General features: G+C 67.7%; 2 protein-coding genes. Both read left to right on the top strand.

The window, feature by feature from the left end; genetic code table 11:
• Positions 1-1,183, top strand: a 1,183-nt coding sequence (locus QZV72_RS03445; protein ID WP_297005312.1) for a cobalamin-independent methionine synthase II family protein, incomplete at its 5' end; no start/stop codon positions are given.
• Positions 1,184-1,285: 102 nt separating this feature from the next.
• Entirely contained in the window at positions 1,286-2,206 is a 921-nt protein-coding gene (locus tag QZV72_RS03440) for an iron-siderophore ABC transporter substrate-binding protein (protein WP_297005308.1), read from the top strand.
• The last annotated feature ends 4 nt before the right edge of the window (positions 2,207-2,210 follow it).

The following is a 2,210-nucleotide window of genomic DNA, read 5'->3' as shown; positions in this document are numbered from 1 at the left end:
GGGCTCACTGCCCCGTACCCCCGAGCTGCTGGACGCCAACCGGCGTTTCAGCGCCGGTGAGGTCACCCGCGAGGAGTTCCTCACCATCCTGCAGGCCAGCGTCGACGAGGTCGTCGCCCGGCAGCACAACCTCGGCCTCGACATCATCAACGAGGGCGAGTACGGCCACATCACCTCCGGTGCCGTGGACTACGGCGCCTGGTGGAACTACACCTTCACCCGGCTCGGCGGGCTCACCATGACCGACACCGACCGGTGGGCCAACGCCGAGGTCGTGCGCTCCACCCCCGGCAACATCAGGCTGACCAGCTTCCCGGACCGCCGCGACCGCGCCGCCTTCAGCGAGGCCTACGAGGACCCGGAGTCCGGTATCTTCACCGGCCGCGCCAAGGTCGGCAACCCGGAGTTCACCGGCCCGGTGACCTACATCGGCCAGGACCAGGTGGACGCGGACGTCGACCTGCTCACCCGTGCCCTCGACAAGGTCGGCCACGCCCGCTCCGACGCGTTCGTCGCCGCCATCGCCCCCGGTTCCGCCGCCCGGCTGACCAACAAGGCCTATGACACCGACGAAGAGCTCGTCCAGGCCTGCAGTGCCGCGCTGTCCCACGAGTACAAGGCGATCACCGACGCCGGGTTCACCGTCCAGTTCGACGCCCCGGATCTCGCCGAGGCCTGGGACCAGATCAACCCGGAGCCCAGCGTCGCCGACTACCAGGCGTGGATCCGGATCCGCATCGACGCCCTCAACGACGCGATCAGGGACCTGCCGCGTGAGCAGACCCGGCTGCACATCTGCTGGGGTTCCTGGCACGGCCCGCACACCACCGACATCCCCTTCGCCGACATCATCGACGAGGTTCTGCGCGCGAAGGTCGGAGGGTACACCTTCGAGGGGTCCAGCCCCCGCCACGCCCACGAATGGCGGGTCTGGTCCGACCACCAGCTGCCGGCGAACACCCTGATCTACCCTGGTGTGGTCTGCCACTCCACCAACGTCGTCGAGCACCCACGCCTCGTCGCGGACCGGATCATCCAGTTCGCCGAGGTCGTCGGCCCGGAGAACGTCGTCGCCTCCACCGACTGCGGTCTGGGCGGCCGACTCCACCACCAGATCGCCTGGGCGAAGCTGCAGTCGCTGGTGGAAGGCGCGGAGATCGCCTCCAAGGAACTGTTCGGCTGATCTTCCCCGGTGCCCGTGCGCCCCTTGACCGCACGTGCTGAATCGTTTCCGTTAGGCTGGGCTACACAAAGTCGCCCCCTCACAGGAAGTAGGACGTTCCCCATGGGCACCAGGATTCACCGGACCCTCACCAGCGTCGTCGCCGTCGGTCTCACCTTCGGCCTCGCCGCGTGCTCCGATAACGACAACATGACAACCGGTGCCACCGGTGGGAGCGCGAACATCGCCTTCCCCGCCACCGTCTCCACGAAGTTCGGCGAGATCGACATCAAAGAGAAGCCGACGAAGGTCGTCGCTCTCGGGTGGGGAGACGCCGAGACTGCGGTCGCCCTCGGCGTCCAGCCTGTCGCGGCGTCGGACTGGGCGGGGTACGGTGGCGACGGCCTAGGACCGTGGGTCACTGACCGCTACGACGAGGACCCGGAGATCATCTCCACCCAGGAACCGGAGTACGAGAAGATCGCCGGTCTGGAACCCGACCTCATCCTCGACGTCAAGAGTTCGGGCGACCGGGCCCGCTATGACAAACTCTCCGCCATCGCACCCACTGTCGGGGTCCCCGACAACGGGGCGGACAGTTTCCTCACCGGCCCGGACCAGCAGGTCTCCATGATTGCGCAGGCGCTCGGCGAGACCTCGAAGGGCGAGGAGATTCTCGCCGCGCGAGCGGACCGGGCTGCGCAGATCAGGGACGAGCACCCGCAGTGGGCCGGCAAGACACTCTCCGCCATCGGGGCATCGAAGACCTGGGGAGTCTTCCTCCCGGGTTCGGTGCGCGTCGACCCGCTGATGCAGCTCGGCTTCACCCTCAACGACAAGATCTCCTCCACCCCGGCCGGGAAGAACGGCTTCTCCGTCTCTCTCACCGACGAGACCCTCGGAGACGCCGACGCGGACATCGTCCTCGCTTACCCGATCGGCATGACCGGGGACGAGATCGCTGACAGTGAGGCATGGAAGCGACTTCCGGCGGTGGCGGCCGGACACGCGGCTGTTCTTCCACGGGAGACCGCCCAGGCCTGACTTG

It is taken from the genome of uncultured Corynebacterium sp., assembly GCF_902782855.1.
Classification (GTDB): Bacteria; Actinomycetota; Actinomycetes; order Mycobacteriales; family Mycobacteriaceae; genus Corynebacterium.
This window is presented reverse-complemented; position numbering and strand designations above follow the sequence as displayed.

What these genes read in the sequence shown, in the direction of transcription:
- QZV72_RS03440 (WP_297005308.1), top strand. Translation starts at nt 1,286, where the DNA reads ATGGGCACCAGGATTCACCGGACCCTCACCAGCGTCGTCGCCGTCGGT.